This window comes from Shewanella sp. 0m-6 (assembly GCF_052977325.1).
Genome location: NZ_JBRIMD010000004.1, coordinates 240,802 through 265,561, shown reverse-complemented (window position 1 = coordinate 265,561; position 24,760 = coordinate 240,802). Strand labels below are relative to the sequence as shown.

The following is a 24,760-nucleotide window of genomic DNA, read 5'->3' as shown; positions in this document are numbered from 1 at the left end:
TTGGAGCGACATATCGGGTTCGAACCGATGACCTATACCTTGGCAAGGTATCGCTCTACCAACTGAGCTAATGTCGCATAAATCTTTTTTACTTACCGAATGTAATCATCCCATAAGTTTTAATTTGGAGCGACATATCGGGTTCGAACCGATGACCTATACCTTGGCAAGGTATCGCTCTACCAACTGAGCTAATGTCGCATAAATCTTTTTTACTTACCGAATGTAATCATCCCATAAGTTTTAATTTGGAGCGACATATCGGGTTCGAACCGATGACCTATACCTTGGCAAGGTATCGCTCTACCAACTGAGCTAATGTCGCATAAATCTTAATTTTGCATCTTAGCTTGTAACCACTCACTAAAGGTATCGTTCTTTCCTCTAGCAACTGAGCTAATGTCGCATTTCAACTTTTATCAGTAATCACTAAGTTTGGTGCTTAGCGAAAAGTTGAGGCCGCATTATATGAAAATATCCCTACGGTGCAACCCCTTCTTGCAAATAAACTGACTGATTGGTCAAATTCTAAATACTTTCGCTCGATAAAACTGCAATTCGGCGATAGATTCTTCGATATCTTGTAATGCTTGGTGAGTATTCTTTTTACTGAAACCTTCCATCGCGGTTGGTTCCCAGCGACGAACTAGCTCTTTAATTGTACTCACATCGATATTGCGATAGTGAAAGTAATCTTCTAAAGCTGGCATATAACGATTTAAGAAGCGGCGATCTTGACCAATACTGTTACCGCACATAGGTGAAACACCTGCGGGTACATATTGCGATAAGAAGGCAATAGTCTCTGCAATAGCCTGCTCTTCATTAACAGTACTCGCTTTTACGCGGTCCACAAGGCCAGACTCACCATGATGTTTCTGGTTCCAGTCATCCATCAAAGCAAGCTGTTCATCTGACTGATGGATAGCAAAAACAGGCCCTTGCGCGATAATGTTGAGCTCTTTATCTGTCACTATTGTGGCAATTTCAATAATTCTGTCAACGTCAGGCTCTAGCCCTGTCATTTCCAAATCGACCCAAATCAGATTGTTTTCATCTATAGCCATAAAGCGACCTGTTATTCCTGTTAGCCTAAATTCAGGCTTTTTTGTTTTAGACCGTGTATCATACTGCTTTTTTAAGCAACACAAAATCACCTTTATCATTGAAGACTAATACGTGAGCAAAAAGAAACCGCTAAGCCATGGTCAATTACGCAGAATGCGGACCAACCAAAAAAAGAAATTACAGAGCCACGACGCAGGCGAAACGACTGACTTACAAGACAGTACGTTAGGCCCTGAGCAGCAAGGCACCATTATTTCCCGTTTCGGTCAGCACGCTGACGTTGAGACCGACGGAGGACATCTTGCTCGCTGTAATATTCGACGCAATATTAAAAGTCTGGTCACCGGTGATAAAGTTATCGTTCGTTTAGCCTTGACCAGTGAGTCGGGCGCTAGCCGTATCGAAGGCATTGTAGAGGCTGTTCATCCAAGACATTCGCTGTTATCACGCCCGGATCTTTATGATGGCGTGAAAATCATTGCATCAAATATCGATCAGATTTTGATTGTCACCTCTACACAGCCGGCGTTTACTACCCAAATCATCGACCGTTATTTAGTTGCAGCTGAAGACACAGGCATCCAACCTGTCATCATCTTAAATAAAGTTGACTTAATTACGCCTGAAGAAGCGCCTGAAATCGATGCTGCACTTGAACGCTACAAAGCCATTGGATACCAGATTTACCGCGTAAGCAGCATAACCGGTGAAGGTGTAGAGCAGCTACACGCGTTAATGGATGGCAAAGTCAGTGTCTTTGTGGGGCAATCGGGTGTCGGTAAATCTTCAATGATTAATGCCATGATGCCGGATGCAGAACTAATCACCGGAGATATTTCTCAAAACTCTGGCTTAGGTCAACACACAACCACCACAGCTAAACTCCTGCATATTGCAACTGGCGGAGATTTAATTGACTCACCAGGTGTGCGAGAATTCGCGCTCTGGCACTTACCTGCAGACAGAGTGGGCTGGTGCTTTATTGAATTTAGAGACTATTTAGGCACTTGCAAATTTAGAGACTGCAAACACTTAAATGATCCTGGTTGCTCAATTACCGAAGCTTTTAAAGCCGGTGAGATCACCGAAGACAGATACAATAACTACCACCGTATTATTGCTAGCTTAGACGAGCAAAGACATGCCCGTCATTTTAGAGCGGGTCCAGACGAATAATAACGACTCGATAACTGTCAAATCAAAATAGATAAAGCGGTACGATGGCAAACTTGAGTGACGCTGCACTTAACGCAGCCCACTTGTGAAAATGGCCCACCCGCTTTATTAAAAACAGATAGCACCTCAAAATAGGTGAAAGATTAAAGGATATTAAAATTGGATAAAGTTAAAATTGCCCTGCAGTACATGATGCCAAAGCATTTGCTTTCTCGCCTTGTAGGCAAACTTGCCGCTGCAGAAATGGGGTCAGTGACGACAGCCGCTATTAACTGGTTTATCAAGCAGTATAAAATTGATATGAGTGAAGCCGCGCAGCCAGAAGCCACTGCTTATGCAAGTTTTAATGACTTCTTTACTCGCGCATTAAAACCAGGGATTCGTCCATTATGTGATGACAATGATTATATCGTTCACCCTGTAGATGGCGCAGTTAGCCAACTCGGCCCGATTAAAGAAGGACGTATTTTTCAGGCCAAAGGACATGATTATTCTTCACTTGCATTGCTAGGTGATCAGGCTGATGATGCTAAGCGTTTTGAAGGCGGCGACTTTGCCACAATTTACCTTGCACCAAAAGACTATCATCGCATTCACATGCCAATTAAAGGCACCTTGTCTAAGATGACTTATGTTCCTGGTGAACTCTTCTCTGTTAATCCATTAACAGCTGAAAATGTGCCCGGTTTATTTGCACGTAACGAGCGTGTTGTCGCTATTTTCGAAACTGAAATCGGCCCTATGGCCATGGTATTAGTTGGCGCTACAATTGTGGCAAGCATTGAAACAGTTTGGGCAGGTACAGTCACACCACCAACAGGCAAAAAAGTATTCACTTGGGATTACCCAACTGAAGGCCCTAATGCATTGACGCTTGATAAAGGCGCTGAAATGGGCCGCTTTAAGCTAGGTAGCACTGTAGTGATGTTATTCGCTAAAGATGCCCTCGATGAATTTGCTACTGGAGTAGAACCAAAAAGCGTGACACGTATGGGTCAAGCTTTTGCAAAAATCGAAGACTAATCTCTAAGGTATGAATGGACAATAAAAAAACAGGGCTGTTAGAACTTCACTTCGCGGTGCTACTTTTCGGCGGCACCGCGCTGTTTTCAAAGCTTATCCCTCTTAGCGCACTCGATATCACCCTGCTACGCTGCGTTGTCGCTGCCACCGTATTAGCCTTAATCGTAAAGCTCAGTAAACAACGCCTGTCACTCAATGCTGGTAAAGACTACTTTATTGCCATAGGTCTAGGCATTCTTGTTAGTTTGCACTGGGTCACCTATTTTGCCTCTATGCAGCTATCATCGGTTGCCATAGGCATGATTGCCTTTTTTACTTATCCGGTTATGACCGTACTGGTTGAGCCTATCGTTACCAAAACAAAGCTTAAACTGGCTGATGTTGTCAGTGGCGTGGTGGTATTAATTGGTGTGTCTTTACTGATCCCGGAGGCGAGTCTAGGTAACGAGGTGACTTTAGGTATTGCTATCGGTATTTTATCTGCGGCACTATTTACAGCCCGCAATCTATTACATAAGCGATACTTTACCGCCTATAGCGGCCAGCAAGCCATGTTCTATCAGACCTCAGTTGCTGTATTCTTTCTGGCTCCATGGTTAAGTGTCGAGCTTAATACCATAGAGCAAAATGTATGGTGGTTAATTATTTTATTAGGCGTAGTGTTTACCGCTGCCCCTCATGCGCTATTTACTTCAGCATTAAGATTACTCAGCGCTAAAACGGTAGGATTAGTCTCATGCCTGCAACCTTTTTACGGCGCCATGCTGGCTTTATTCGTGCTTGGTGAAGACTTAGCAATGAAAACGATTATTGGTGGAATGCTAGTCGTCGCGACGGCCTTATTTGAAACCCAACAAAGTCACAGATCAAACCGAGCAAAAAAGAGTACATAGAGCGATTTATTTATCACGATAACTTGGCTACTATGAGCAAGTCCTTTTTGCCTTGTTCGTACTCTTATCATGCATCGTTTTTTATTACTCTTTCTGTGCTTATTCGCCTTATCCGCTAATGCGAACTCCCCACTCCAAATAGAGAAACGCCTTGGCCTGTCTCCCTCTAGTAGCGAGTCGACGCCACAAGAACAATTGAGCCTATTACAGGATAAAATTAACGATCTTGTCTTCACTGAAAATAGTGCCCGTGAACTACTGCAAAATTTTGATAAGCATAAACAAAACCTGCTCAATCAAATAAAAGATGCACAGAAGCCACTCACATCATCAAATCAAAAAGATATTAACCAACAAGCATCACTCGCATACCTACGCTTGTCGGAATTGAAAGAAGTAGAAATAAGCCTTAGTCAAAAAATCAATGCACTGATTAAATCCCATAATGAACTCCCAGATGCATTGGTAAAAGCTAGAGCTGCGCTGCAAAAGCACAAAAAAATCCGCATAGCTAAAGAACAAACGATTAATAACCAAATTTTGACGGCTCAGGGCGAACTGTACCAACAACATGTTAAGACCTTAGAAGCATTACTCGCAAGCAGCCAAAAAGAGATAGACCTTAATCAGTTACAGTTAAAGTTGGTACGTGAGCAACTCGCTCAGCAAGAACTTTTGATCGAACGCTTGAATCAACAAATCGTGCTACAGAGGCAAGCTCGCACTGAAGCGACCATTGCTGGCAGTCTTTTACCCAGTGGTAAAGACCACGACCCCGTAGCCCAAGAGCTCAGTGACAGTAACTTGCTTTATGGCGAAAGTTTAAAAAAACTGAATCACAAGATAAGCCTAGCACTGAGTCAACAAGAACAAGCCGAAGCCCTGTATCAAGCGCAAGCCATACAGTTAACCACTATTCAACAGCAGATTGGCTGGATTAAGCTCAACTCCGCCTTTGGTGAGCGTTTCTTACAGATGCTTCAAGCACTGCCTAAGCCGCCAAATCAGGATCCTGTACAGAACGAAATTGCCAATACTCGACTTGCTCGATATCAGGTAGAACAAGCGCAAACTCTTAATAGTCAGCAAGTGATAGATATTGGCGCCGATAACTCATTGCAAGCCAAACTGTTATCGTCTCAAGGCATGTTATTGCAGCAGTTGCTGCAAAGTTATGACCAATATTTAAGTGAACTGGCCGATCTTAGAGTTAGCTATGAGCAACTTAATCAGCAATATCTCACACTAAAAAGCACCTTAAATGAACATCTATTCTGGGTCCCCAATGCAAACAGTATTGGAGGTCTGTGGATCACCGACTTGCATCAAAGTATCCAATGGATGCTGCAACAAGCACCTTGGAATCAGATGCAAAGCTCTTTTAACGATCAAAGCTCGCTTTGGTCTTGGTGGCTGATCCTATTTGTCGTTAGCCTTGTCGCTCAGGATATCTTAACCCCTAAGTTTAAATCCGCCATGCGCCGCGAACTCGCTTTTGTGGGTAACGTTACCCAAGATAAGTTTATTTACACCTTCCATGTATTGGTTAACTCATTTTTCTATAGCCTATTAAAACCGCTACCAATAGTACTAGCAGGTGGCATTTTCCACCTTTCTAGCCATAATTTCGTCTCCGCAATTGGCATGGGGATCATGGCCCTTGGGATCTTGTATCAACTTTATCGATTTGTGTATCTACTAGCCCTAGACAGAGGCTTATTGATCAATCACTTTAAAGCCCCTAAAAGCATTGTAAGATCGGGACAAGAACGCTTCAGACAGTTCACCATTATGGCTACCCCATTTTTTGCCATCATGGCCTTTACTGAGATCATCGATACTTCATTGGTTCGAAACAGCCTAGGCCGTGGTGCATTTATCATTTTCTGTTTAATGCTGTTTTGGTTTTACAAAGATATGCTCAGCCTATCGAACAAACAAACCACTCCCGAACACAGCAAAAACAAAAAGCTCATTCAAAAACTCTTGTGGGCCATGTTAATCATTATGCCGCTTGCCTGTGCAGTTCTAGCATTTCAGGGCTATTACTACACTGCATTCCAGATGTTCCTGCAGTTGCAGCTATCATTAATTTTTGGCCTTGGTTTCCTACTGCTTTACCATCTCATTAAGCGTTGGATGTTAATTGAACGTCGTCGTATCGCCTTCGATCGCGCCAAAGCCAAACGTGCAGAAGTACTCGCGCAACGTGAAAAAGGTGATGTCGGTGTGAGTGAACAAGTCGATACCTATGAAGAACCGACGGTCGATCTGGAAACCATCTCTAGTCAGTCTTTAGGGCTAGTACGCTCATTGTTACTACTCGCGTTTCTTGCCAGTATTGTTGGTCTCTGGACCCAAACTCATACCGCACTGTTCTCACTACTTGATGGCGTCACGTTATGGTCTAGCAACACCACGATTAATGGTATTGAGCAACAGATCCCAATCACCCTTAAGTCCCTGCTGCTATCGCTAATAATCGTCGGTTTTTCGATGATGATAGCAACTAATCTACCTGGCCTTATTGAGCTAACCATTCTACAGAGGTTAGATCTCAGTCAGGGCACGGGTTTTGCTCTAACGACTGTAAGCCGTTATTTAGTCATATTATTTGGTGTACTCAGTGGCTTTTCAACCTTAGGGATGGAATGGTCGAAACTGCAATGGTTAGTGGCGGCACTGTCGGTTGGTTTAGGTTTTGGTCTGCAAGAGATCTTTGCAAACTTTATCTCAGGTTTGATTATTCTATTTGAAAAGCCTGTGCGAATAGGCGACACAGTCACCATTCGTGATTTAACCGGTACCGTGAGTAAAATTCAAATTCGAGCGACGACGATCGTCGATTGGGATCGCAAAGAGATCATCGTGCCCAACAAGGCCTTTATTACTGAACAATTGATTAATTGGTCTCTATCAGACCCGATTACACGCGTTATTGTTTATGTTTCTGTTGCACGAGACTCCGATCCTGCGCGTGTTGAAGCGGCACTTTATCAAGCGGTACAAGAATGTGATGATGCACTACTTTCACCTGAACCTGAAGTTTGGTTTGCAGGATTTGGCCAACACACCCAAGACTTTGAAGTTCGAGCTTATGCTAAAGACATGGGTGCACGCTGGCCATTAAGACATAAACTCCACAAGCAGATTAGCAAGAAGTTACGAGAGAACGACCTAGAGCTTGCTTATCCGCAGCTTGAAGTACATCTGTCCCCTACCCAGAGTAAGGACGTACAAAACTTGTTAAGAACCTAAACACAAGATTATTGAGAACTCGTTATGATGATATTTGCTCACCGCGGCGCCAGCGGTTATGTGGCTGAAAATAGTCTTGCAGCTTTTGCCAAAGCCGTTGAATTAGGTGCAAAGGCTGTAGAGCTTGATATCCACTTAGTCGAAGATGAGCTGTATGTATTTCATGATAGGCGCCTAGAGCCGAAAAGCTCAGGGACGGGTCTTATTGAACAATTCACTAAGGAGGCGTTAAGCTTAGTGACCATTGATGGTGAATCAATTCCAAGCTTAATCCAAGTGTTAAGCTTGCTTAACCCCCACAATACCTTAGTCAACATTGAACTAAAGGGACTAGCTTGCCTAGAAGCATTTATGGCTCTCTACCCAAAACTTCTTAGTGAACTTAAGTATGACGCTGACAAGCTATTGATCTCATCGTTTAATCATCCGTTTCTAGCGAGCTTTAAACAGCAATTTCCAGATGCGTTAGTTGCACCGTTAATCGAAGGTGTGCCACTCGAGCTCGCTCATATCGTCAGTCAACTCCATGCCTATTCAATCCATTTAGGGTTAAGTTTTACGACCCAAGAGATGGTTGATGATGCCCATAAGCGAGGTGCCAAGGTGTATGTTTATACTGTAGATAATCTTGACGATCTCGACATGCTAAAGCGAATGGGGGTCGATGGGATATTCACTAATTACCCAGACCGAGCACTGACTCATCTAGCGAAAAAATAGCGGCTCTGGCAAGCGAGACATTCGCTGATTTGCACAAAGTAAAAAAAATAAACTACACTAAAATTAACAACTTAAACTTGTCTATTGCGTTGTGCCCAGCTACCTATAGCGAAGAAAATGGTCACAAGCAAAACAAATAACCAGTGTAAGGGTATTTTGGCCATATATAGCGCTAACAATGGGCTTAAATTGATGATAATCAAACCATAGCCAAATGCATTCACAATCACAAAAATAAGTGTGCGTAGCAAAAACGAGCGCCCCGCAAAATATCGACGTAAAAAACGATTAATATCAGCGCCAAACACGACCAGACAGCAAGCGATAATTGCCGTTGAAACTTCAGCTAGCCAAGGGGTGATGAATCCGCCTAAATAGTTAAGAAATTCAATAGCATTAGATATTAGATTAGACATTGGCCAAGCAAGTTAAAACAAAGATAAATGTAGAATATAGGGAGTTAGTATGGGACACAAGCTACTATTGCTTACCAGAGAAAATGAGCGTTATCGCCAACTATTAAATTCGTGCCATCTTCCTAACACGCTCATTTTAGATGATGATCCTAAAAGTATTTTTAATGCCGATATCTGGTTAGCTGAACCACAATTGGCCGCTCCGCTGCTACCTCATGCTGCCAATTTAAAATGGATGCAATCGACTTTCGCGGGGGTCGACGCCCTGGTCAAACCTAGGCAAAGAAAAGACTATGAGCTCACCAATGTGAGAGGCATTTTCGGACCACTAATGAGTGAGTATCTGTTTGGTTACCTGCTGGCCTACCAAAGGCAGCATCGTAAGTATAAGACCCAACAGGAGCAGAAAATCTGGTTACCTGGCAGTTTTAAAACCCTACAAGGACAAACATTACTGTTACTAGGTACTGGCTCAATTGCCAAGCATATTGCTCAAACAGCCAAGCACTTTGGTATGCATGTTATTGGCATTAACCGTGGAGCTAAACCCACTAAAAGCTTTGATGAAGTTGATACTTTAGCCAACCTTAGCCGTTATTTACCCCAAGCCGATGCGGTTGCGAGTATCCTCCCCAGCACACCTGAAACACGAGGCGCACTAGACAAGCATACCCTGTCGCTCCTCAAAGAAGAGGTCGTGCTATTTAACCTAGGTCGCGGAGATGTACTGGATTTAGACGCGCTCTATCAACAGTTAATTTCGCACCCTGAGCAACAGGCGATTCTCGATGTATTTAATCAAGAGCCTCTGCCAGAAGAGCATCCAATTTGGTCCCTGGACAATGTTATCATTACACCGCATATTGCGGCGCCTAGCTTTCCTGAGCAGGTGGTAGAGATTTTTAGCAAAAACTTCCACAAGTGGATAAACGGCGAACAGCTTTCCCATAGAGTGCACTTTGAGCGTGGTTACTAATTAACGTCCAGTGGCGCACAAAATATGAGCAATACGGCAACCATAACAATAATGTGAGCTAAGCACGCTTTTTAATAACTGGCTTAGATGAAATGACCAATATCTATATCTAGTCGTTATTAGCATTGAGAATCATTTCCATTTATACTTCGGGCCATGTTCGATTTAGAGATGATATTCCATGTACGTTTGTCTTTGCCATGCAATCACTGATACCCAGATTAAAGAAGCTGTTAGCCAAGGTGACTCTTCTTTAGCTGACGTTAAAAGGCGTCTTGGTGTGGCTGATCAATGTGGGAAATGTGCCAAGATGGCGACGCAGATCATCCAACGACAAGTTGATATCGAACCGAATTTCTACGAAGTCGCATAAACACGATTCATAAAAAATGCAGCCAATGGGCTGCATTTTTTGTTTAACGGCTAGATAAATAAACCCTAAATTACAGGCTCTCCGTCTCCTAGCTCTACGCTATCAACACGTTGCAAGCCACGCGGTAACTTAGCACCACGGCGGCCACGCTCACCACGATAATGCTCCAAGTCACTCGGCTTTAAGGTTAGCTTGCGCTTACCAGCCCACAGGGTAACCGCAGTATCTTCTGGGATCACATTCAAATGCAATAGCAGTTCTTCACGGCTCTTAGCTCGTTCGCCAGGGATGCCGATGATCTTATTGCCTTTACCTTTAGAAAGCTGAGGTAGCGCATCAAGTGAGAACAGTAACATACGGCCCTCATTGGTAATCGCTAATATCGACTGTGCCTTTGACTTATCCACCTTCTGTGGCAACAACACCTTAGCATTAGCTGGCAAGCTCAGCAGCGCCTTGCCCGCCTTATTACGCGACACCATGTCTTTGTTGGCACAGATAAAGCCGTAACCCGCATCAGACGCTAATAAGTAGCATTGCTCCTCATCAGACAGAAGCAAATGCTCCATGGTCGCTCCAGGGGCTAAATTAAACCTAGTTGTAATAGGTTCCCCCTGAGATCGTGCTGACGGCAAGGTATGGGTTTCGGTGGCAAATGCCCTACCAGATGTGTCAATAAACACGCTCGGTTGATTACTGCGCCCTTGAGCAGAGCGTAAGAAGCTATCGCCTGCTTTGTAAGATAAAGTCTGACCATCAACATCATGGCCTTTAGCACAGCGCACCCAACCTTTCTCAGACAGCACAACCGTAACAGATTCTACTGCGACCAACTCTTGCTGAGTTAGCGCTTTAGACTCTGTACGCTCAACGAGTGGCGAACGACGCTCATCACCGTAATCTTCACCGTCTCTGATAAGTTCTTTCTTGATCAACGTCTTCATTCGACGCTCAGAGCTTAACAATAATTGTAACTTGTCACGTTCCTCTTCAAGCTCGCTCTGCTCACCCTTAATCTTAAACTCTTCAAGCTTTGCTAAGTGACGCAATTTCAAATCTAAAATAGCATCGGCTTGCTTATCTGATAAATCAAATCGAGAGATCAATTCAGCTTTAGGATCATCGTTATAACGAATAATCTCAATCACTTCGTCGATATTCAAAAATGCAATCATCAAAGCATCTAGAATATGTAATCTCGCTAAAATTTTATCTAATCGATATTCTAAACGGCGTTTAACCGTCGTCATTCTAAATGTGAGCCATTCAGTTAATAGCTCTAGCAAGCCTTTAACTTGCGGACGACCATTTAGCCCTAGTACGTTAAGGTTAACTCTAAAGCTTTTCTGCAGATCGGTGGTGGCAAACAGATGTGCCATCATCTGATCGCAATCAACACGATTAGAACGTGGCACTATGATAAGACGAACAGGATTCTCATGATCAGATTCATCACGTAGATCCGTCACCATAGGTAGCTTTTTAGCCTGCATTTGCGCCGCTATTTGCTCTAAAATCTTGCCACTACCCGCTTGGTGAGGCAAGGCGGTAATAACGACTTCACCATTTTCTACCGTATAAACAGCGCGAGCCTTAATCGAGCCTCGACCCGTCTGGTAAATTTTAGCGATATCGGCAGCAGGCGTAATAATTTCAGCTTCGGTCGGATAATCAGGCCCTGGTACAAACTCCATCAAGCGCGCTAAATCGGCTTTGGGGTTATCTAGTAGCTCTACACACGCGCCCACCAACTCTTTGGCGTTATGCGGTGGAACGTCAGTTGCCATACCAACGGCAATACCAGTAATACCATTAAGTAAGATATGCGGTAAGCGTGCAGGCAAAACCAGTGGCTCTTTCATGGTGCCGTCAAAGTTAACGCCCCAATCAACCGTACCCTGTCCTAGCTCACTGAGTAATACTTCTGAAAACTTTGACAGTCTCGCTTCGGTATAACGCATCGCCGCAAATGACTTAGGATCATCGGGCGCCCCCCAGTTACCTTGACCATCAACCAACGGATAACGGTACGAGAAAGGCTGCGCCATCAATACCATCGCTTCATAACAAGCACTATCACCATGAGGGTGATATTTACCTAAAACGTCACCGACTGTACGAGCTGACTTCTTATGCTTAGATTGAGCCGATAAGCCAAGCTCACTCATTGCATAGATAATGCGTCTTTGAACGGGTTTAAGTCCATCGCCAATATGTGGCAATGCACGATCCATGATGACATACATGGAATAGTTCAGATATGCCTCTTCCGTGAAGCGGCGTAGAGGCATTTGCTCAACGCCATCAAGGCTTAAATCTATCGCATCACTCATTAATCATTATCCTGTGACTGATTTTTTGCTGAGTCTCTATAGAACAAACGGTAAATATTGCCCTTTAGATCATCAGAAATATACATAGCACCATCGGGTGCAGTGACCAATGAATATGGTCTAGCGACGGGAAACTCTCCGTCTAAAAAACTCACTACAGTGCTTCTTTTGCTAACTTGGCCATCGTTAATCTCTAACATAACCACTTGATAGCCCACTTTACTTGAACGGTTCCAAGAACCATTTTCGGCAACAAACATCTGATTATGAAAACGTTCAGGGAACTGTGTACCACGATAGAAATGCAGCCCCTTAGCGCCAACATGAGCGGGTAACTCGTAATTTGGCGCAACCACTTTTAAGTTTTTAGGCTTATCATATGCGGGCTCTATAATGTCGGTAGCATGAATATATGGGAAGCCAAAATGACTTCCTTTGCGTTCAACTTTATTAATCTCATCCGGTGGTAGGTTATCCCCCATCCAGTCACGACCATTATCAGCGAACCAAAGCTGCTTATCTTCAACAGACCAATCAAAGGCAAGTACCTTTCTAACACCCGTAACGATTTGCTCACTCGCACCAGTTTCAATATCTATCGCCATAATACTGCTGTAGGGCGCTTCTGATTCGCACACATTACAGGGGGCTCCAATAGCAATATATAACAGCCCATCTGGGCCAAATTGCATGGCACGGCGGCTTTTCTTACTATTGCCCGGCAAGCGGTCGTAAACTTCTTTCGGACGTCCCGGCCTTTTTAGTCGAGACTCGATTTGATTGAAGCGTAAAATACGTCTCTGTTCAGCGACATATAACGCACCGTTATGAAATGCGATCGCCTCAGGATAATCTAAGCCTTTCGCTATCGTATAACGTTTGTCTACACGCCCGTCGTTATCGGCATCAACCAAAGCGGTAATAGTACCGTCTCGATAAGAGCCGACAAACAAAGTGCCTTTGTCGCCTATCGCCAACTGCTTAGCATCACCAAGATTGGAGGCGTATAAGGTTAAACCAAAGCCTTTTGATACAGTGATCATCACTGGATCGGCCGCTAAGGCACTACAGCTAAAAATAAAGTGAGCGCAAAGCAGCGACATCCCAACAGCTATTTGATTTCGATAGTTTTCAAACGTCATTATTATTCTTTTGTCTGATTAAAATCACAAACTACCGATTAGAGCAGGGCAAGATCACCCTTAGTCTCTAACCAAGTCTTTCTGTCTCCAGAGCGTTTCTTGGCTAAAAGCATATCCATAAGTGCCATTGTGTCATCGGCATCATCTATGGTTAATTGCACTAATCGACGCGTATTTGGGTCCATAGTGGTTTCACGTAATTGCAGCGGATTCATCTCACCCAATCCCTTGAATCGTGTAACTTGGACTTTTCCTTTCCGTTTTTCTGCGGTAATTCTATCAAGAATACCGTTTTTTTCCGCCTCATCGAGGGCATAAAATACATCTTTGCCGATATCGACACGAAACAGTGGTGGCATAGCCACATAAATATGTCCCAGCTCCACCAACACTCGATAGTGCTTCATAAAGAGCGCGCACAACAGTGTGGCAATATGCAGACCATCCGAGTCCGCATCAGCAAGGATACAGATTTTACCATATCTCAACTCTGAGATATCCGCACTATCTGGGTCACAACCAATCGCCACCGAAATATCATGTACTTCTTGCGAGGCTAATACTTGTGAAGCATCGACTTCCCAGGTATTTAAGATCTTACCACGTAGCGGCATAATCGCTTGAAACTCACGATCACGGGCCTGTTTTGCACTACCGCCCGCAGAGTCACCTTCCACCAGGAACAGCTCGCCGCGCATTGGGTCTTGGCCACTACAGTCCGTTAACTTACCCGGCAAAGCTGGGCCTGAAGTAATACGCTTACGCGCCACCTTCTTTGCCGCTTTCAATCGCTTTTGTGCATTATTAATACACATGTCAGCCAAGGCTTCTGCTTGCTCTGTATTGGTGTTTAGCCAGAGGCTAAATGCATCGCGTACGATACCCGATACAAACGCCGCACACTGCCTGCTAGACAGTTTCTCTTTGGTTTGACCGGCAAACTGCGGATCTTGCATCTTAATTGATAAAATAAAGGTGCTTCGATCCCAAATATCTTCAGGAGTTAGCTTAATGCCACGCGGCATCAAGTTACGAAACTCACAAAACTCACGCATAGACTCAAGCAAACCTTGCCTAAAGCCGTTTACGTGCGTACCGCCAAGTGGGGTTGGAATAAGGTTTACGTAACTTTCATTTAGGTAGTCACCACCTTCAGGTAACCATGTAATCGCCCAATCTGCAGCCTCTAAATTACCAGCAAAGCTACCGACAAATGGCACTTCAGGCAGTGTAGGCACGCCATTGATAGACGATTTTAAGTAATCTTCTAAGCCGCTTTCATAAAACCACTCTTGGGTTTCATTAGTTTGCTTATTAACAAACTTAATCCGCAGTCCGGGACACAGTACCGCTTTGGCTTTAAGTAAATAAGTCAGCTTGGAAATCGAAAAATTGCCAGAGTCAAAGTAGCTAGGATCTGGCCAAAAATGAACACTGGTACCGGTATTACGACGACCACAGGTACCCGTTACATGTAAATCTTCAACTTTTTCACCGTGCTCAAATGCCATCTCATAGACTTCAGCATTACGTCTCACGGTTATTTCGACGCGACTTGAAAGCGCGTTTACCACTGAGATCCCCACACCGTGGAGACCCCCTGAAAACTGATAGTTTTTATTGGAGAACTTACCGCCCGCGTGCAGCTTAGTTAAAATCAGCTCAACGCCTGGGATCCCTTCTTCAGGATGAATATCAACAGGCATACCACGGCCGTCATCGGTGACTTCCAGGGAATTGTCGGCATGCAAAATAACGTCGATACGGCTGGCATGCCCAGCTAATGCCTCGTCGACACTATTATCTATGACTTCCTGTCCTAAATGGTTCGGGCGCGAAGTATCGGTATACATACCGGGGCGACGTTTTACAGGGTCGAGTCCATTTAGGACTTCAATAGCATCTGAGGTGTATTGGTTTGTCATGGCACACATATTTTTATGTTATTCAGGCCATGTTGCGGCCCTACGGGTCTATTTGTCAAGAAAACAGATATTCACAGATAGAAGCAAGCTGGGCCTCATAACCAATAAAGCTATGGTCCCCATCCGGTTCTATTAAGAGCTTACAGCAGTGATATTTCTGCACGGCCTGTTTATAGTCGAGCACTTCATCGCCTGTCTGTAACAGCACATAAAAGCGATCTGGATTTAATATTGCGGGCGTATTGTAACGCGCGACGTCTTGCTTATGTTCAGCAACGACTTGGTAGGTCTCATCCGTATAGGGATTGTACTGAGTGCCAATGAATTCATCAAACAGTTCGAACGGTTTTACCGCAGGATTAATTAAAACTGCGCGTCCACCGTAAGTTTCTGCCAAATAACTTGCGAAATATCCGCCTAACGAAGAGCCAATATAGGTTAGAGACTCTCCCTCAGCTTTGGCTTTTTCAATAATATCGATCAAAAGTGCCATCGCTTCTAGCGGTTCGCTGGGCAGTTGCGGCTGTTGAAAATTCAGCTTGGGGTGATGTTGCGCAATAAAACGCGCGGTAACCACACCTTTGTCAGAAAGGGGAGAACTATTAAATCCATGTATATATAGCAGCATACTTCCTCACACTGCGGTTTTTCTTATCTAATAACCGCCAGCATCTTTATCGGGTGAAAATGTTTCGCCAGGTACCCGGTAAACATTAGTCAGAATGCTACCATCGGATTTAAGCTCCAGCAAACGGTATCCCGGTTGCAGTGCATCAAGGGCAAAGTATGGAGACTTGGGCTTAAACTGGATGCAGGTCGATGGGGTTGCCATCAGTTTAACGGCACCATGAGGACCTTTATGCTCAGTATCGATAGTTTGATGAATGTGCCCCCACAACAAACCTTTTACTTGAGGATACTGGACAACTCTTTCAATGAAGTCGCTGCCATTATCCATACAGTGTTGGTCAAGCCAGGTGCAGCCAGCAAGAACCGGATTGTGATGCATAACAAGTAAAGTATGACGTTCAGGCTCAGCCGCTATCGCGCTATCAATCAAGCCTAACTCGGCAGTGGACATATGGCCACCAGGGCGCCCTCTTACCGTCGAGTCCAACATAAGGATCTGCCAATTTCCAGCCAAAATACGCTTTTGACCAAATACTTTAGGCCCTTGCATATGTAGATTCATGATCCGTGGATCATCATGATTACCGGGAAGATAATGGCAAGGGAGCCCTAAAGGAGAAATAGCATCGACAAAATTGTGATACGACTCATTGGAGTAATCTTGACTAATGTCACCGGTTGCCAGCATGAAGTCGGCAGGATAGTTTACAGCTGAGATAGTATTAAGTACTGCCCCAAGACTTTGAGCAGTATTAACGCCGAGTAGCTGAGCTTCGGGATCGGCAAACAGGTGAGGATCTGTGACTTGCACGATTCTCACACTCTTAGCTTCAGTAATTGAATAAGAGATAGCCGTCTTTAGCAAATTAGTTACCCAATAATTAGATCAACTGACAAATTTAGTTAAGTTATCAATCTTCAATAACTCTTCTAGAAAAGCATTGACTTGGTACTTTTCATCCCGATGATGCATATGCATATTTGGATAATCATACACTGGTCGCAATTGGTAAATCTGTTGACTAGTTAACACTTCTGCTAATTTAGCATCATGGTAAATGCGCACAGAAACTTTAGGCGTTGAGATCAGCTGATGGTTACCGATGCAGCGGGAGATCTGTACCAATTGAGTGTATTTGGTATTTTCTAGCAAGCAAACATCGAGCTGACCAAACTCGCCTTTTACCCGCCATTGCATGCCCTCTGACGGTTCAAGGGTTAGCCAGCGCTGAATGTGCATATAGTTACGCCCACAAAGCGCCAAAAACTGACTGACATTAGGCTGATATTTTTTATTTTTTGCAAAGACGATATTTGACACGACTACATTCCAACACTTTCTCGTTAATTGCTTTAATACGGCGGTTTATCGTTAATCGACTTGTTTAGTGGATTATTTGGTGATTGTTTGATAATTAAGTTGCAACCAGAGCAAACCTATTACCGTAGAGGCGTTATCTATTCGTCCCTCTACCACCATGTTATACGCTTGCTCGCGACTGACAACATGCACCCGAATATCTTCATGCTCTTCATCTAGACCGTGAAGCCCCGTCGCATCTGCGGCGCACACTTTAGCCCAATAAAAGTCAAAACGCTCGCTCGTTCCACCCGGACTTGAAAAGTATTCATTAACCTTGCTCATACTCTGAGCGGTTAATCCGGTTTCTTCTTTTAACTCTCGATGCGCTATATCCATTGATGTTTGACCGCTATCAATCATCCCGGCCACCAGCTCAAATAACCAAGGTGATTTAGCACATTCAAGTACCGGAATTCGGATCTGTTCGATTAATACCACTTGGTCGGTAATGGGGTCGTAAGGTAGCACCACTACCGCATGACCACGCTCAAACACTTCACGTGACACCTCAGCGCTCCAGCCCCCGGCAAACAAGCGGTGTTTAAAGCGATATTCATCCATTTTAAAGAAACCTTTATACAAGGTTTTCTTACTGAGAAGCTCTACGTCGTTGCGATTAAAGGTACTGTTCATTTTTCATCCTAAACATACTTGTTTATAAAGGTATTTATGCCACAATAAATTCAAACAAAAAAATTAATACTATGATGAAAGCAGTACTAATCATAACGATTAAAAACTGTTACACTTCTGAGTTGACTTAGAATTTGTAGGTTTTTACTATTTAACCACTAAGTTTAGATGTATTGGGAAGCGTCGGGAAGCGCAAACCGTCTTACTTTTAGTTTTATAGGTAAGGCAAAGCTAAACATAACAAGTTAAATTCGCTCCTCAATGGAGAATTTTGTCTAAAAAGGACAGCAAATGAAATTCAAGATCCGTTCTCTATGTGCCGCACTGACACTTGCAGCTACCGCACAAGCAGCTAATGCTGATGACCTTCTACAAATATATCAACAAGCATTGACCAGTGATCCAATTGTGCTACAAGCTCAAGCCCAACGTGATGCTTTGTATGAACAGATTGAAGAAAACCGTGCGCCACTACTACCAACCATCAGTGCAAATGTAGGTTACGACAAAGCATGGAATGACCCGAGTGCTGACTCAAGTGGTATTGTTGGCGGCATAACGCTTAATCAAGTGATTTACGATCACAGCGCATGGGTAGGCTTAAACCTAGCCGAAAAAGCCGCTTCTCAAGCAGATTCTGCTTACGCATCGTCGCTACAGAGCCTTATTATCCGTGTAACTAACGCTTACTTTGACGTGTTAACCGCTATGGATGACTATGAGTTTCAAGGCGCAGAAAAGCGTGCTATTGGACGTCAGCTAGAGCAGACTAAACAACGTTTTGCTGTAGGTTTGACCGCAATCACTGACGTACACGAAGCACAGGCTCAGTATGACTTAGCTAACGCGCAAGAAATCCTAAGCCAAAATACCCTTGCTAATAGCTACGAAGCACTACGTGAAATTACAGGTATTGATCATAAGAGCATCGATATCCTAGATATGAATCGCTTTTCAGCAACAGCGGTTGCACCAGCATCTTCAAATGATTGGATTAAGATCGCAGAAACCAACAGCATTGACTTGATGACAACGCGTATCGGAAAAGATATTGCAGAAGAAACCATCACGCTTTATAAAGCGGGTCACATGCCATCACTAAGCTTAAATGCCGGTTACAATAAAGGGATTGAACAAAAGCCTGCCATGAATGGTAGTGACCAGTTTGATAACGGCACGGTTGGTGTAACACTGAGCATTCCTATTTTTGAAGGTTTCAAGGTCTCTTCACAAGTTAATCAAGCACAGTACCAATACGTAGAAGCAAGCGCAAAACTTGAGCAGACGCACCGTCAAGTGGTTAAAAATGTACGCAATAACTTTAACAACGTCGGCGCTTCTATCAGCTCTATCCGTGCTTACGAGCAATCAGTGATCTCTTCACAGAGTGCACTACAGGCCACTGAAGCTGGTTTTGAAGTCGGTACACGTACCATTGTTGACGTATTGAACAGTACACGAAACCTATATGACTCAAAGCGTAAGCTATCTGACGCACGTTATGGCTACATCAACTCTATTCTAGCGCTTAAGCAAGCGGCTGGTACATTAAACGAAGATGATGTTGCTTCAATTAACAATGGCCTTACTGCTCCTGTAAAAACTCAGTAACTCGTCTTGTTAAACATAAAAAAACCGCCAAATGGCGGTTTTTTTATGTGCGATTCTTAATAGTGATTAGTATTAAGAATCGCTGGAATTAGAATGCTAAATGATTAGAATACGAGTTCAACACCAGCAAAGTAACCTTTAAACTGCATGTCAGCCGTTACGCCATCGAAACCATTAACGTCAAACTTAAAGTCACGGTAACCGGCGCGAATACGGTAATCTAATGCTGCACCGTCAAAATTCCAGCCAAGGCCGACAGAGTAATCATAAACGCTAGACTCATCAACGCCCATCATTACATCAGCAAAACCATAAAGACCAAGACCTGGAACACCAACCTGCGCGTCGATATAACCCATTACAATGCCGCTATCGATATTTTTAGTTTCAGGGTGACCAGCATCAGATACGCGGAACTTACCGTCCATCTTCTTATAAGCTGCACCTAAATCCAGTGCTACGATATCGTTATCTAAGATCTCGTAGTAAAGCACGAAATCGGTGTTGCTTAAATCAGTGCTAGTATTCACATCACCTTGGAAATCGTGACCGTTATAGCTGAAATCAGCACCGCTCATCTTGCCATCAGCATCTAAGCTATTTTGTCTAATCTTCACATTTGGCACTAGCGGAATTGGATGCTCTACAGCAACCCAGATGCTTCCTTGCGAAGAGTCTTTATAATTAAACTCTTGCTGCGGTTGACCCTTCTCAGCAAAAGTTCCATTAGTATCAGCCTTCCAGTAGTCGCCACCGACTTTAAAACCTAAAACAGTAGCAGCCTGAGCTGAAGTGCCCACAAATGAACCTAATAGGGCACATACCAATAACGTCTTTTTCATAGTTAACCTTGAGTCAATAAGTTAGTTAGATCGATAACCGCAGCATTTGCGCGGGAGATGTAGTTTGCCATCACTAAAGAGTGATTAGCGACAACCCCAAATCCAGAACCATTAAGGATCATTGGGCTCCAAACAGGTTGTTGTGTTTCTTCTAGCTCACGAATAATCTGACGCAGACTAACTTGAGCATTTTTCTTTTCTAGTACATCGGCAAAATCGACTTCGATAGCCTTCATGAAATTCAGTAACGCCCAGGTGGCACCACGAGTCTCATAAAAAACGTCATCAATTTCCCACCAGCTGGTTTTGATCTCTTGCGCATCATAGCCAGGTGTAGATTGTCTGGCAGAACTATCGCCTGATAGATCGGTATTTAATCGTTCCTGCCCTACGCTTGCAGACAACCTTTGCGACATACTGCCTAAACGCTTTTGCACCTCTTTAAGCCACTCATTGAGGTTATCGGCGCGAGCATAAAACTGCGCATCAGGATTTTCAGCAGCCGTCATGCGAGCACGATAAAGCTTGAGTAACTTTACAGCGTCACGGTACTCACTCTCAGCACTAGGGACTAACCAACTTGTGTGCTCAATATTCAGTTTTGAATGCGCCGCTAATAAATCTTTATCAGCAGTTGATTGAGACTGTGAACGGCTAAACTCTTTGCGCATGATCAACGCAAGATCTCGCGTTTGCTCAATGGCTCCAAATTCAAATGCAGGCATGTTATCCATAAAAATAGCAGGAGGGGTCACATCATTTGACAGCCAACCACCAGGCTTATCCAACAAAGCTTCAATAGTCAAAATCAATGCGCTCGTTGTTGCATAACCAATAACATTGTCAACACTCTGCTGGTTATATGCGTTTTGCTCAATCGGTTCAGGCTCAACACTCCACCAGACACTAATCAGATAACCAATCAAAAAAACAACAATAACGGCTGCTAAGACTTTCTTCCATGTCACTTGCATTTGACTTGCTCCTTAGTGGTGATGATGCTGATGAGCACTATCGCTTGGTTTGGCTTGTTTCTTAACGGGTAAGTTAATCTTCTGCTTTGTTCCATCTGCAAATTTAAGCGTCATATCAACGCTAGAATCGATAACTAACGGCGCAACTAATCCCATTAGCATAATATGATTTCCTGATTCAGACAGTTCGAGGCGTCCATGAGAGTCTATGTCAAAGCCATCAACTTGACGCATTTTTATCATGCCATCTTCTTCTATTAGCGTGTGTAATTGCGCTTCTTTAGCAAAGGGAGCATCGACAGCGACTAAGCGAGTCGCATCACCATGATTCTCAATAGTGATATATGCTGCGCTGTTCGGTACGGTTGCAGGCATAGCGCGTACATAGCCATCAACAAGTACCACTTGCGCATAAGTTGTAAACGACAAACAGCTCAAAAGAACAAGGTTAAACAGTTGTTTGAATATTAGCTTCAATGTCTTAAACTCCATGTAAACCCAATTCGTAAAATGAGGACATAACGAATGAGCACGATTCAGGTTAGGGACGATAATGGGGTACGTATTATTACGTTTAATCGTCCGGATAAGCGTAATGCGCTTAACCTACAAATGTATACACAGCTAACAGAATACCTTATCCAAGGTGAGTCGGACAATGAAATTCGAGCCTTTATGTTTCGCGGTCAAGCAGATTGTTTTACTTCCGGTAATGATGTTGCTGACTTTTTACAAAATAGTGGTTTAGGTGCTGAACACCCAGCTTTTCGTTTCCTATTTTGCCTGTTAGAACTTAAAAAACCTGTCGTTGCCGCCGTAACCGGTGCAGCCGTTGGTATAGGAACGACCATGCTACTGCATTGCGATTTAGTTTATGCCGATAACAGCGCTAAATTTCAGCTGCCTTTTGTGCAACTGGCTCTCGTCCCTGAAGCGGGTGCGAGCATGTTACTCCCCCAAGTGGTAGGGCAAGCAAAAGCAAGCGAGCTGTTGATGCTAGGAGAAAGCTTTAATGCCGAACAAGCACTGTCTTACGGATTAATTAACGATATCATCGACAATGAAAGCATTTTTGATTTTGCTTTTAATCGTGCCCAGAAATTAGCGGCCTTGCCGCCTATATCGCTGCAAACAACAAAAAAATTGGTACGCTATAACAAGGATGCTGTACGAATACAGATGGAAAAAGAGCTTATAGAGTTTGAGGCGAGACTTGCAAGTGATGAGGCTAAAGCTCGATTTGCTGCATTTTTAAATCGTTAATCGGTTAAGGTTTAAGGTTTATTGCGCTTAGCTTTAATATGTTCAGCTTTAATGCGCTTGCTTCATCCAGTAGATACGGATGCTAATTATCAATGTTAGCATCCGTGTTTCATGGGTATTGTCACCGGATAATGACAATGCAGCTGATAACAAATTATGGTGATGCCTTTCGAGGGGGTCAGCACTCTCATTCAATTTTCCTCTTGCTCACTATTTTATACACTGGCATCAACATGGCTTTTCCCATTTTGGTAGCACTAAAGCTAATACAAAATAAGTAAGCAACCCCATAGCTGGATTACAAAATATAGCTACAGCACAGACCACTCGGGTCCACATGCAAGACCAATCAAACTTATCAGCCATTGCCGCTGCCACACCACATACTAATGAACGTGGATCTTTTAATCGATCAACAATATCACCCATAACAAACTCCCTTTTCTACTAATCTTCTAATTTGTGCCACTCTAGTGAACACACTAAACAAGCAAACATAACTAAACTAATCACTGGCAGTAGTAGCAATGCTATAAACTGAGCAAAGAACCACATGATTAATCCTTAATGACAGCACTTGTTACTAACGGCTTATCATTGTTTGTTGCAGTTAACTGCTCATTCACTAATTCATGCTCACTGCCTAAATCGAACATCATTTCAGACATTTGAGATTGGATAGACAGACTTAATTCAGTTTGCGCTTTACTCATCATCTCTTGCATCTGCGAAGAAATATTCTTTTCGATGTTGTTAGCCACATCGGTAATGATTGAGTTTTCAGCCTGAGCAGTGGTGCTTGCCGCTAGAAGTACAGCTGTGAATAGAGAAGCTTTAACAGTTTTCAATACAGTAGAATTAAACATAATGGATTCCTTTTCGAGTTTCACCTAGTTGTATGGTTCTTAATTACGTAAGAGCTAATTACATCGTAACTAATACAAGCTGTGTGCCAACTTTACAAAAATCAAATAACAATATGTTTTTAAAGGGGAATAACCGTAAAAGGCAGTTTTGTGTGGATGAGTAAAATTCAAACAATAAAAGATATTAGTGAAACTCACCAAGCGCTGGTGAATTTCACTAAATTGAATAATTACAAGCTAACGATGTCGTCCATAGCGGCTCGAGCTTGAGTGATAACCTCAATCCCAGCCCCTTGTTTGTGAGCATTTTCGCTTATATAACGGCGCCATATGCGTGAGCCCACCTCACCTTGGTAAAGACCAATAATATGGCGAGAAATATGGTTAAGGCGACCACCTTGCTTAAGGTGAGCTTCAATATAAGGCAGCAATCTTTCTAACACGTCATCACGGCTAAGTATCGGAGAGTCGATGCCACATAGCTTTTGATCGACTTCAGCTAGCATATATGGGTTTTGGTAAGCTTCACGGCCAACCATTACACCATCGAGATGCTGCAGATGTGTCTGACACTCTTCTAGGGTTTTAACACCACCATTGATACTGAGATTTAACTCAGGATAATCGCGCTTAAGTTGATACACGCGCTCATAATCTAAAGGCGGAATTTCGCGGTTCTCTTTTGGACTCAACCCCTGAAGCCACGCCTTACGAGCGTGAATAATAAATTCTTCACAGCCAGCAGCTTTTACTGTATCGATAAACTGCGTTAAAAACTCATAGCTATCTTGCTCATCAATACCAATACGTGTCTTAACAGTGACTGGAATATCTACCACCTGCTTCATTGCCGACACGCACTCGGCGACAAGTTCTGGCTCAGCCATTAAGCAAGCACCAAAGCGACCATTTTGCACTCTATCCGATGGGCACCCAACGTTAAGGTTAATCTCATCGTAACCACGCTCGGCAGCAAGCTTGGCACAAGCCGCTAGATCTACCGCATTTGAGCCACCCAATTGCAACGCCAACGGATGCTCTTCTTCGTTATAAGCGAGGTAATCGCCTCGTCCATGTAAGATTGCACCAGTCGTTACCATCTCGGTATATAGCAGGGTCTGAGAAGACATCAAACGCGCAAAATAACGATAATGCCTATCTGTCCAATCCAGCATTGGAGCGATTGAAAAGGTACGATTGATTGGTCTAACTGACATAAACTATTTATCCAACTCTATATAATGACTTATCTCACCGGAATCTAAGGGAGTGTCT

24 protein-coding genes and 3 tRNA genes are annotated in these 24,760 nt (G+C 43.5%); 9 read left to right on the top strand and 18 right to left on the bottom strand.

What is annotated here, in order from left to right; translation table 11 throughout:
• Nucleotide 1: 1 nt before the first annotated feature.
• The 4 genes from ACVBJC_RS05170 to orn all read right to left on the bottom strand — a co-directional run bounded on the left by ACVBJC_RS05170 (nt 2) and on the right by orn (nt 1,067).
• A tRNA-Gly gene (locus ACVBJC_RS05170) sits at nt 2–77 on the bottom strand.
• Between the two features lie 48 nt (nt 78–125).
• Nucleotides 126–201 (bottom strand) — tRNA-Gly (locus tag ACVBJC_RS05165).
• 48 nt (nt 202–249) lie between these two features.
• Nucleotides 250–325, bottom strand: a tRNA-Gly gene (locus ACVBJC_RS05160).
• 196 nt (nt 326–521) lie between these two features.
• Nucleotides 522–1,067, bottom strand: a complete 546-nt coding sequence (gene orn / locus ACVBJC_RS05155) for an oligoribonuclease (protein WP_447159582.1) — start codon at nt 1,065–1,067, stop codon at nt 522–524.
• 112 nt (nt 1,068–1,179) lie between these two features.
• On the opposite strand from orn, the gene rsgA reads away from it, so the two are divergent.
• The 5 genes from rsgA to ACVBJC_RS05130 all read left to right on the top strand — a co-directional run bounded on the left by rsgA (nt 1,180) and on the right by ACVBJC_RS05130 (nt 8,138).
• The gene (gene rsgA, locus ACVBJC_RS05150; RefSeq protein ID WP_447159583.1) at nt 1,180–2,244 is read left to right on the top strand and encodes a small ribosomal subunit biogenesis GTPase RsgA; all 1,065 of its coding nucleotides are present in this window, start codon (nt 1,180–1,182) and stop codon (nt 2,242–2,244) included.
• Nucleotides 2,245–2,403: 159 nt separating this feature from the next.
• Nucleotides 2,404–3,267, top strand: coding sequence for an archaetidylserine decarboxylase (gene asd / locus ACVBJC_RS05145; RefSeq protein WP_447159584.1), 864 nt, complete (start codon nt 2,404–2,406; stop codon nt 3,265–3,267).
• A 14-nt stretch (nt 3,268–3,281) separates the two neighbouring features.
• Nucleotides 3,282–4,160, top strand: coding sequence for a DMT family transporter (locus ACVBJC_RS05140; protein WP_447159585.1), 879 nt, complete (start codon nt 3,282–3,284; stop codon nt 4,158–4,160).
• 69 nt (nt 4,161–4,229) lie between these two features.
• Nucleotides 4,230–7,418 (top strand): mechanosensitive ion channel domain-containing protein, encoded by a 3,189-nt coding sequence (locus ACVBJC_RS05135; RefSeq protein WP_447159586.1) that lies wholly within the window; start codon nt 4,230–4,232, stop codon nt 7,416–7,418.
• Between the two features lie 24 nt (nt 7,419–7,442).
• Nucleotides 7,443–8,138 carry a glycerophosphodiester phosphodiesterase gene (locus ACVBJC_RS05130; RefSeq protein WP_447159587.1) on the top strand — a complete coding sequence of 232 codons (696 nt, stop codon included), beginning with the start codon at nt 7,443–7,445 and terminating at the stop codon, nt 8,136–8,138.
• 71 nt (nt 8,139–8,209) lie between these two features.
• On the opposite strand, the gene ACVBJC_RS05125 is transcribed toward ACVBJC_RS05130, so the two are convergent.
• A complete protein-coding gene (locus ACVBJC_RS05125) occupies nt 8,210–8,554 on the bottom strand; it encodes a DUF3392 domain-containing protein (protein WP_447159588.1) in 345 nt (114 codons plus the stop codon).
• Between the two features lie 49 nt (nt 8,555–8,603).
• On the opposite strand from ACVBJC_RS05125, the gene ACVBJC_RS05120 reads away from it, so the two are divergent.
• Both ACVBJC_RS05120 and ACVBJC_RS05115 read left to right on the top strand, forming a co-directional pair.
• A complete protein-coding gene (locus tag ACVBJC_RS05120; RefSeq protein WP_447159589.1) occupies nt 8,604–9,530 on the top strand; it encodes a D-2-hydroxyacid dehydrogenase in 927 nt (308 codons plus the stop codon).
• Nucleotides 9,531–9,711: 181 nt separating this feature from the next.
• A complete protein-coding gene (locus ACVBJC_RS05115; protein WP_447159590.1) occupies nt 9,712–9,903 on the top strand; it encodes a bacterioferritin-associated ferredoxin in 192 nt (63 codons plus the stop codon).
• Nucleotides 9,904–9,968: 65 nt separating this feature from the next.
• On the opposite strand, the gene parC is transcribed toward ACVBJC_RS05115, so the two are convergent.
• From parC to nudF, 7 genes are all read right to left on the bottom strand, one after another.
• The gene (gene parC, locus ACVBJC_RS05110) at nt 9,969–12,236 is read right to left on the bottom strand and encodes a DNA topoisomerase IV subunit A (RefSeq protein ID WP_447159591.1); all 2,268 of its coding nucleotides are present in this window, start codon (nt 12,234–12,236) and stop codon (nt 9,969–9,971) included.
• The gene (locus tag ACVBJC_RS05105; protein ID WP_447159809.1) at nt 12,236–13,339 is read right to left on the bottom strand and encodes a PQQ-dependent sugar dehydrogenase; all 1,104 of its coding nucleotides are present in this window, start codon (nt 13,337–13,339) and stop codon (nt 12,236–12,238) included. Before ACVBJC_RS05105 ends, parC begins: the two co-directional genes overlap by 1 nt.
• A 77-nt stretch (nt 13,340–13,416) precedes the next feature.
• On the bottom strand, nt 13,417–15,303 hold the full coding sequence (parE, locus tag ACVBJC_RS05100; protein WP_447159592.1) for a DNA topoisomerase IV subunit B: 1,887 nt from the start codon (nt 15,301–15,303) through the stop codon (nt 13,417–13,419).
• 55 nt (nt 15,304–15,358) lie between these two features.
• Nucleotides 15,359–15,931, bottom strand: coding sequence for a YqiA/YcfP family alpha/beta fold hydrolase (locus ACVBJC_RS05095; protein ID WP_447159593.1), 573 nt, complete (start codon nt 15,929–15,931; stop codon nt 15,359–15,361).
• Between the two features lie 27 nt (nt 15,932–15,958).
• Nucleotides 15,959–16,798: a 3',5'-cyclic-AMP phosphodiesterase gene (gene cpdA / locus ACVBJC_RS05090; protein ID WP_447159594.1), complete on the bottom strand. Its 840-nt coding sequence runs from the start codon at nt 16,796–16,798 to the stop codon at nt 15,959–15,961.
• A 21-nt stretch (nt 16,799–16,819) separates the two neighbouring features.
• Entirely contained in the window at nt 16,820–17,254 is a 435-nt protein-coding gene (locus ACVBJC_RS05085) for a DUF1249 domain-containing protein (protein ID WP_447159595.1), read from the bottom strand.
• 72 nt (nt 17,255–17,326) lie between these two features.
• Nucleotides 17,327–17,929 carry an ADP-ribose diphosphatase gene (gene nudF / locus ACVBJC_RS05080; protein ID WP_447159596.1) on the bottom strand — a complete coding sequence of 201 codons (603 nt, stop codon included), beginning with the start codon at nt 17,927–17,929 and terminating at the stop codon, nt 17,327–17,329.
• A gap of 291 nt (nt 17,930–18,220) precedes the next feature.
• On the opposite strand from nudF, the gene tolC reads away from it, so the two are divergent.
• A complete protein-coding gene (gene tolC, locus ACVBJC_RS05075) occupies nt 18,221–19,540 on the top strand; it encodes an outer membrane channel protein TolC (protein ID WP_447159597.1) in 1,320 nt (439 codons plus the stop codon).
• 104 nt (nt 19,541–19,644) lie between these two features.
• Here the strand turns inward: tolC and ACVBJC_RS05070 are convergent, their stop codons facing one another.
• The 3 genes from ACVBJC_RS05070 to ACVBJC_RS05060 are packed head-to-tail and all read right to left on the bottom strand — an operon-like array spanning nt 19,645 to nt 21,848.
• Nucleotides 19,645–20,382, bottom strand: a complete 738-nt coding sequence (locus ACVBJC_RS05070) for a TIGR04219 family outer membrane beta-barrel protein (protein ID WP_447159598.1) — start codon at nt 20,380–20,382, stop codon at nt 19,645–19,647.
• Nucleotides 20,383–20,384: 2 nt separating this feature from the next.
• On the bottom strand, nt 20,385–21,356 hold the full coding sequence (locus ACVBJC_RS05065) for a DUF2333 family protein (RefSeq protein ID WP_447159599.1): 972 nt from the start codon (nt 21,354–21,356) through the stop codon (nt 20,385–20,387).
• 12 nt (nt 21,357–21,368) lie between these two features.
• Nucleotides 21,369–21,848, bottom strand: coding sequence for a copper chaperone PCu(A)C (locus ACVBJC_RS05060; protein ID WP_447159600.1), 480 nt, complete (start codon nt 21,846–21,848; stop codon nt 21,369–21,371).
• Between the two features lie 33 nt (nt 21,849–21,881).
• Between ACVBJC_RS05060 and ACVBJC_RS05055 the strand changes: the two genes are divergently transcribed.
• Nucleotides 21,882–22,619, top strand: a complete 738-nt coding sequence (locus ACVBJC_RS05055) for an enoyl-CoA hydratase-related protein (RefSeq protein ID WP_447159601.1) — start codon at nt 21,882–21,884, stop codon at nt 22,617–22,619.
• Nucleotides 22,620–22,847: 228 nt separating this feature from the next.
• On the opposite strand, the gene ACVBJC_RS05050 is transcribed toward ACVBJC_RS05055, so the two are convergent.
• The 3 genes from ACVBJC_RS05050 to dusA all read right to left on the bottom strand — a co-directional run bounded on the left by ACVBJC_RS05050 (nt 22,848) and on the right by dusA (nt 24,702).
• Nucleotides 22,848–23,048 carry a PspC domain-containing protein gene (locus ACVBJC_RS05050; protein ID WP_447159602.1) on the bottom strand — a complete coding sequence of 67 codons (201 nt, stop codon included), beginning with the start codon at nt 23,046–23,048 and terminating at the stop codon, nt 22,848–22,850.
• A 128-nt stretch (nt 23,049–23,176) separates the two neighbouring features.
• Nucleotides 23,177–23,485, bottom strand: a complete 309-nt coding sequence (locus ACVBJC_RS05045; RefSeq protein WP_447159603.1) for a hypothetical protein — start codon at nt 23,483–23,485, stop codon at nt 23,177–23,179.
• A 230-nt stretch (nt 23,486–23,715) separates the two neighbouring features.
• Nucleotides 23,716–24,702: a tRNA dihydrouridine(20/20a) synthase DusA gene (dusA, locus tag ACVBJC_RS05040; RefSeq protein ID WP_447159604.1), complete on the bottom strand. Its 987-nt coding sequence runs from the start codon at nt 24,700–24,702 to the stop codon at nt 23,716–23,718.
• Nucleotides 24,703–24,760 lie beyond the last annotated feature (58 nt).